The 6,508-nt window shown below is 61.3% G+C and carries 7 protein-coding genes; all 7 read right to left on the bottom strand.

Annotated elements, in window-relative coordinates; translation table 11 throughout:
- The coding region (locus tag RTX98_RS15015) for a thioesterase family protein (RefSeq protein ID WP_416223136.1) at window positions 1–269 on the bottom strand (269 nt) is incomplete at its 3' end.
- Window positions 266–1,897 carry an indolepyruvate oxidoreductase subunit beta family protein gene (locus RTX98_RS15010; protein ID WP_312797612.1) on the bottom strand — a complete coding sequence of 544 codons (1,632 nt, stop codon included), beginning with the start codon at window positions 1,895–1,897 and terminating at the stop codon, window positions 266–268. The genes RTX98_RS15015 and RTX98_RS15010, both read right to left, overlap by 4 nt.
- On the bottom strand, window positions 1,894–4,059 hold the full coding sequence (locus tag RTX98_RS15005; protein WP_312797611.1) for an indolepyruvate ferredoxin oxidoreductase subunit alpha: 2,166 nt from the start codon (window positions 4,057–4,059) through the stop codon (window positions 1,894–1,896). Before RTX98_RS15005 ends, RTX98_RS15010 begins: the two co-directional genes overlap by 4 nt.
- A 142-nt stretch (window positions 4,060–4,201) precedes the next feature.
- On the bottom strand, window positions 4,202–4,831 hold the full coding sequence (gene ureG / locus RTX98_RS15000) for an urease accessory protein UreG (RefSeq protein ID WP_312797610.1): 630 nt from the start codon (window positions 4,829–4,831) through the stop codon (window positions 4,202–4,204).
- Window positions 4,828–5,520, bottom strand: a complete 693-nt coding sequence (locus RTX98_RS14995; protein WP_312797609.1) for an urease accessory protein UreF — start codon at window positions 5,518–5,520, stop codon at window positions 4,828–4,830. Before RTX98_RS14995 ends, ureG begins: the two co-directional genes overlap by 4 nt.
- A complete protein-coding gene (locus RTX98_RS14990) occupies window positions 5,483–5,974 on the bottom strand; it encodes an urease accessory protein UreE (RefSeq protein ID WP_312797608.1) in 492 nt (163 codons plus the stop codon). The genes RTX98_RS14995 and RTX98_RS14990 overlap by 38 nt, the downstream gene beginning before the upstream one ends.
- Before the next feature lie 36 nt (window positions 5,975–6,010).
- Window positions 6,011–6,508, bottom strand: a 498-nt coding sequence (locus tag RTX98_RS14985; protein WP_312797607.1) for a helix-turn-helix transcriptional regulator, incomplete at its 5' end; no start/stop codon positions are given.

The raw sequence follows: 6,508 nt of genomic DNA, 5'->3' as shown, positions 1-6,508 counted from the left end.
ACGAAGAAGTCGGAATGCGCGCTGACATAGCCGAGCCCTATGCGGCGCTGGCCGATGATCTCGTAGTAGTCGAGGCCAAGCGCCTGAGCGTACCACTCTTCGATGACGACATTGAAGATGTCGAAGAACTGTGGCGTATAAACGATGCCCGCCGGATCACACTGACCGAAGCGGATCTTCACGGCGCCGAACCAAAGGGCATCGCCAAGCTCGGCTCGGGTGATCGGTGTCGGTTTCTCAGCAGGGTCGATGTTGACGGGCTTGTTCATAGAAAGGTCTTCACAGTTGCGATCGTGCTGTCGAGCTGTTTTTGCGATGCGTCCTTGATGGCCGCGTCACGCAAACGGCGCGCCCAGTCTGCCGCGTCCGATCGCGCTTCGAGCAGCTTGATCGTGGCAAGCACCTTGTCGAACTTCGAGTGTCCGCGTGCATGCGTGTCGGAATAGCCCTTGATCAGGCGCTGGCATTGCAGCACTTCAATACCAAGCTGGTAGTTGCGTCCGAGCATCCGCGTGGCCGTCGCCAGCCAGGCATCACGATGCGCTACTTCCACCTGATGGCGCAGCGAACCGCGACGCAGGAACCGCATGCCTCCGGTGACATAAAGCACCAGAAACCAGGGCAGCGAATAGGTCCGGATGCGCCGACCCTTGTTGATGCGCCGATCGAGCCAGCCATACAAACGCGGATGCGCTTCGATCCACCGGCCGATCCCGGCGGGGAGCAAGCCGTTCACCTCGTCCATGCGCGGATGCATGAACTCTGTGGTCTGCATAACTTGCCCGTCGCGCAGACCCATGTCCTTTTCGATGCGGTCGCGGCGCTGCATGCGGGTCTTGAGGTCTGCGACGCGAATAACATCGTCATAGCACATGGCATTGGCGATATACTTCGCGGCAGTGACCGTGAAGGCGAAACCATGGTCGGCACCGCCTGCCCGTTCATCTTCCTTCGCAATCGTCTCGAGGATGTCGAGATATTCTGCGCCATAAGGTAGATCCTGGTAATCCACGACCTTGCACAAGCCGGCCCGAGCCATCGACCGGGCGTCGGTGGGTAGAACAGTTTTCAGCCGCGCAAGCAGCGGCTTCAACCGTGCATCCGGCTCGAACGTTAGCGGAGTGGACGACGCGCTCGGTGCGGAGGGCCCGAGGTTGGGCGGCGACGCGGCAGCAACGGCGGAAGACGGAGCCGGTGAAGGCAAGTCGGTTGCTGCCGGAACAACTGCTGTCTCACCCGATCCCACCCGTTGAAAGGCGGCCTCGAAGGTGCGGATGCTGGCGTCCACGCCTTTGCCGCCTTGGCGGATGATGCCGAGGTAATGCTCGCGCTCAAAAGGGAGAGCGCCGGAGGCGGCCAGCGCGCCGAACATGGCGGAGGAAATGACGCTGCCGTTACGAACCGCAAGGTCTTCCATGTTGAAGACGATTTCGCGCTTTGCAACGACCCCGATCGCCCTGGAAACGGCTGAACTGTCTGCGATGCCCTCGCCAGGAGCGATCTTCTCGGTCACCGACAGCGAACGATGGTCGGAAGCAATCAGCGTGGTGCGGTCCGGCGTAATCAGCCCGCGCAAAATGGAACGGCCGGCTTCCATGAACTCCGAAGCGATCACGACATCCACATCGCCCGGCGTCGGCATCTGCGCCAAGATCGGCTTGCGCCCATCCAGCATGGGCATCATCTCGACATAATAGATCGTGGCACCGGTGCGCTGCGCCACGCCGGGAACGGATGTGGACTGCGCCGCCCAGCCTTGCGCTTCGGCAAGCTGGACGATCCAGTCGGTCAACACGCCGCCACCCTGGCCGCCCATGGCAACGATGGCCAGTGAGATCGGGCGCTCGGTTGCCGGGCCCGCGGGAGCCAGCGGCAGTCGGATCGTATCGTCCTTCATGCGGGAACTGCTGCCACCTGGACGCGGCGCATGGCGCGGCGGCGCTGCAGAAACGCGATCACGGCCATGGAGATCTTAGCCTTGAACATGTCCCACCGCGTCGGATTGTGGATCACGTCGGCTCGGAAGAAGGACGGGCAAAGCACGGCCGCCTCAGCCACTTCGCCGCAATTGCCACAGGCGACACAGGAGTTATCGATTGCGGCAACGGGATCATCGCGCAGCGGATCGTCGAGCTCCTTAACCGACAAGGACGGACAGCCCGAAAGCCGGATGCAGGCATGGTCGCCCGTGCACACATCCTCATCAACGCCGTAACGCTCCTTGACCACGCGCTCGCCAGATTTGATCGCTTTGTTGACCAGCGGCTTCACGCGGCGCTGCTTGTTGAGCATGCATTCCGACGAAGCCACGATAACCTTTGGGCCTTCTCCGGTGGAAGTCAGGGCTTCCCGCAGCGTGTCGCGCATCTTGGTGACATCGTAGGTGCGGTCGATCTGGCGGACCCATTTCACACCAATACCTTCAACGGCCTTGGTGATCGAATTGTTCGTTTGGCGGTTCTTGTTCTGGGCACGCGACGACAGGATGTCCTGACCGCCAGTCGCGGACGAATAGAAGTTGTCGACGATGATGAAGACGCCGTCATGCTTGTTGAAGACGGCATTGCCGATGCCCGAGGTCAGGCCGTTGTGCCAGAAACCGCCATCGCCCATTACCGCAATCGACTTCTTGTCGGCTTTCACGTTGAAGGCCGAGGTCGATGCGGGCCCCAAGCCGAAGCCCATTGTTGTGGCGCCGATGTTGAACGGCGGCAGGATCGAGAACAGGTGGCAGCCGATATCGGCCGACACGTGATGCTCGCCGAGTTCTTCTTCAACGAGCTTCATGGACGCAAAGATCGGCCGCTCCGGGCAGCCGGTGCACAGGCCCGATGGACGCGGCGGGACCACTTCGCGCAATCGTTTAACCTCCGGCAGATCGAGCACCGGGCGTGCATCGGGCAGCGGTGGGCGGTTGCCCAGCATCGGCGGGTCGAACTTTTCCAGGAAGGTCCGGATGCCTTCCATGAGTACCTGCGCGGTATAATCGCCGCCCATCGGCAGCACGTCCTTGCCCGACACTCTGGTGTTGATGTCGCGCCGACGCAGAACCGTGTTGATCGCCTGCTCGAGATATTCCGGCTGGCCTTCTTCCACCATCAGCACGGCATCCTTGCCCGCGCAGAACTCCGCAACCTCCGTGTCGATCACCGGATAGGTCACGTTCATGCAGTAGATCGGCAGCTTCAGCGTGCCATAGGCATCCGACAGGCCGAGATATTGCAGCGCGCGAATGACATTGTTGTACATGCCGCCCTGGATGATGATGCCGGTCTTGGCATTCTCCTGCGGCCCCATCCACTCGTTAAGCTTGTTGTCCTTGATGAAGTCGACCGCCGCCGGCATGCGGATCTTGATCTTCTCTTGTTCCTGCACATAGGCGGCAGGCGGCAGAACGATGCGGCTGAGATCGCGCTTGGGGTTGTTGAGCGCGTCCTGAAGCGTAAAGGAGGGCTTCACATTATCCTTGGCGATGAACGAGCCGTGCATGTGGCAGGAACGCACGCGCACTTCCAGCATTACAGGCGTGTTGGACGCCTCCGAGAGTTGGAAACCCTTCTCGATCAGATCGACGATGCAGGTATGGTCGGGGCGCGGATCAAGCAGCCACATCTGCGACTTCATCGCGAAGGCATGGGTGCGCTCCTGCATGATGGAGGAGCCTTCACCGTAATCCTCGCCAACAATCACCATCGCCCCGCCCGTGACGCCACCCGATGCAAGGTTCGCCAGCGCATCCGACGCAACATTGGTGCCGACCGTCGACTTCCAGGCGACAGCGCCGCGCAGCGGATACATCACCGAAGCCGAAAGCATCGCGGCCGCCGTGGCCTCGCTGGCGGAACTCTGGAAGTTGACCCCAAGCTCGTCGAGCACGTCCTTGGCGTCAGCCAGAACGTCCATCAGGTGGGAGATCGGCGAACCTTGGTAACCGCCGACATAAGACACGCCAGATTGCAGCAGAGCCTTCGTAATGGCGAGAATGCCTTCCCCCCGGAACTCCTCGCCGTCACCAAGCCGGAGGTCCTCCACTTCGCGTGCGAATGAGCGCTCGGCCATGACACAGCTCCTCCCAAAGCGTATGCATCAGCATAGACTTTTGCGGTATTAGGGTCAATCTTACTTCAAGTGCTTCGTTGACATGATGCCGGATGCGTGGATCATGTTGGCTGTAAGAACTTCGGCTTAATCGTCATTAAGCTCACGACGATACTGTCATCTGCAGGCCTGCTTCATGCTCAATAAACGCGACGATGGCTTCGAGCCCTGCCTGCCGCGACAGGTCACTCATGATGTAAGGGCGTCCTTGCCGGACCTTTTCGGTGTCCGACCGCATAACGTCGAGGTCGGCGCCGACATAAGGTGCGAGGTCGGTTTTGTTGATGATCAGCAGGTCGGAACGGGTTATCGCAGGGCCGCCCTTGCGCGGGATTTTCTCGCCCTGCGAAACTGAAATGACGTAGATCGTCAGGTCGGCGAGGTCGGGTGAGAAGGTGGCCGCAAGATTGTCGCCGCCGCTTTCGATTAGGATCACGTCGAGATCAGGAAAGCGCTTGTTGAGGTCGGCGATGGCTGCCAAATTGAGCGAGGCGTCTTCGCGGATGGCGGTATGGGGACAGCCGCCGGTTTCGACACCAACGATCCGGTCTTCCGAAATCGCTTGCAGCCGCGCCAGGATCAGCGCGTCTTCCTTGGTGTAGATGTCGTTGGTGACGACCGCCATCGAATAGCGATCGCGCATCGTCTTCAGCAGCTTCTCACAAAGCGTCGTCTTGCCTGAACCGACGGGGCCGCCGATGCCGATCCGCAGTGGTCCGTTGGGAGAGGTCATGAGCGGAAGATCCTTGTGGTGAGCGTTTCGTGGTTCATCGCGGCGATGTCGGTTGCATAAGCGATGGCGCCGAGGTCGTTTTCGTCGGCGGCGGCAAGCGTCGTTGCGAGGTTTGCGATCAAGGGTTCGAGCGCAGCCAGAATCGCAAGACCGTTGGTTTGTCCGATCGGTACGAGCCTGACCGCAACGGAGATCTGCGCCTGAGCATAGGCGGTCAGGAAGGCGAGCGCGGTGCTGGCCGGATTGATCGAGGCCGCGCCGGCGATTGCACCGAAAGCGATTGGGTAAGGACACGCGGCGGGAAGGCGTTCATGGACCGGATCGGGCCATGCCTTGGCGGCCTGAATGAAGGCGTGGCCGGTCACCAGCAGTTCCTCGTGACGCTGCCGCGCGGGCGTTAAAGCAAGGCAGAGATCGGCGAGGTCGGAAAGCCGCGCGGCATCGTCGTGCGCCCGGCAGGCCAGAACCGCAAGGATGGCATCGTTGCGCCCGGCGCCACTTTGCAGATTGCCTTCAAGCCAATTGCGCGTAGCGTCGGCGTCTCGGATCGTTCCTTCCACGATCGCCGTTTCCAGCCCGCCGGAATAAGCGAACGTCCCCACCGGAAAAGCCGGCGAGGCCCAGATCAGAAGCCGTTGCAGCGCAAGGCTGTCAGTCATGGTGGTGGTGATGGTGCTTGGAATGGGCATGATCGTGGCCGTGATCATCCCCATGCCCATGATATGCGCCGCGTTCCGGTGAGAAGGGCGCTTCCACATCGCTTACGCGGGCGCCGAGGCCGATCAGCATGTCGCGGATGACGTGATCGCGGCCGATCAGGATGCGGTGTTCCTCGATTTGCGCGGGCAGATGGCGGTTGCCGAGATGCCAACAGAGCTTGGCAAGGTGGTTGGGATCGCGCGCCGTGATCTCGTAGAGCGGCTCCTGTGCGGCGGAAACGGCAATCGATGAGCCGTCTTCCAGAACCAACGCGTCGCCATCGGCGAGAACGATCGCGCTCGGAAAATCCACCAGCACGTCGCCACCGCCCTGAAGCGACAGCCGCTTGCGCCGGAGATGCCGCTCGTCATGAGCGAGCACGACTCGTCCGGCAATCTCCTGCGAAGACGTGAGGCCATGGGCATGACTGACTGCGCGTTTCATGATGCTGTTCCTTGGGAATTGGCAAAGCGAAGGGGACTATGGGTGCAGAACCTGCATCGCCTTCACGGCGGCGGTAGCGCGGTTTTCGACCCCGAGCTTGGTGTAGATCTGTTCCAGATGTTTGTTGACCGTTCGCGGGCTGAGGCTCAGCACGGCAGCAATGTCGCGGTTCGACTTGCCGCGCGCAATCCATAGGAGCACCTCGCTTTCGCGCGCGGTCAGGCGAAAATGCTGACGCAGCGCTTCTTCCTGATTGGCCTCTCCTTCGGTGATCAACCGAAACAGGTGTTCGTCCGTGCCGATCAAGCCGAGATAGGTAAGGTGGATGGTCAATCCAGGGCTAAGGAGCAGGCTGGATGTCTCGCCGGTGGCAACCGCGCGCGCACCAAGCCAAGTGCGTATCCGCTGGCTGATCAGGGCCTGCGCATCCCCCGGCATTCCCGCCTGTTCGATCAGGCGGGACGCCTGCGGTGTCGCCCAGTGACGCGCGCCGGATGCGGCAAAGGCCATCAGATGCCGGCCGGCGGCATCGAG

This window comes from Tianweitania sp. (assembly GCF_032053605.1).
In the GTDB taxonomy this organism is placed as follows: domain Bacteria; phylum Pseudomonadota; class Alphaproteobacteria; order Rhizobiales; family Rhizobiaceae; genus Tianweitania.
This window is presented reverse-complemented; position numbering and strand designations above follow the sequence as displayed.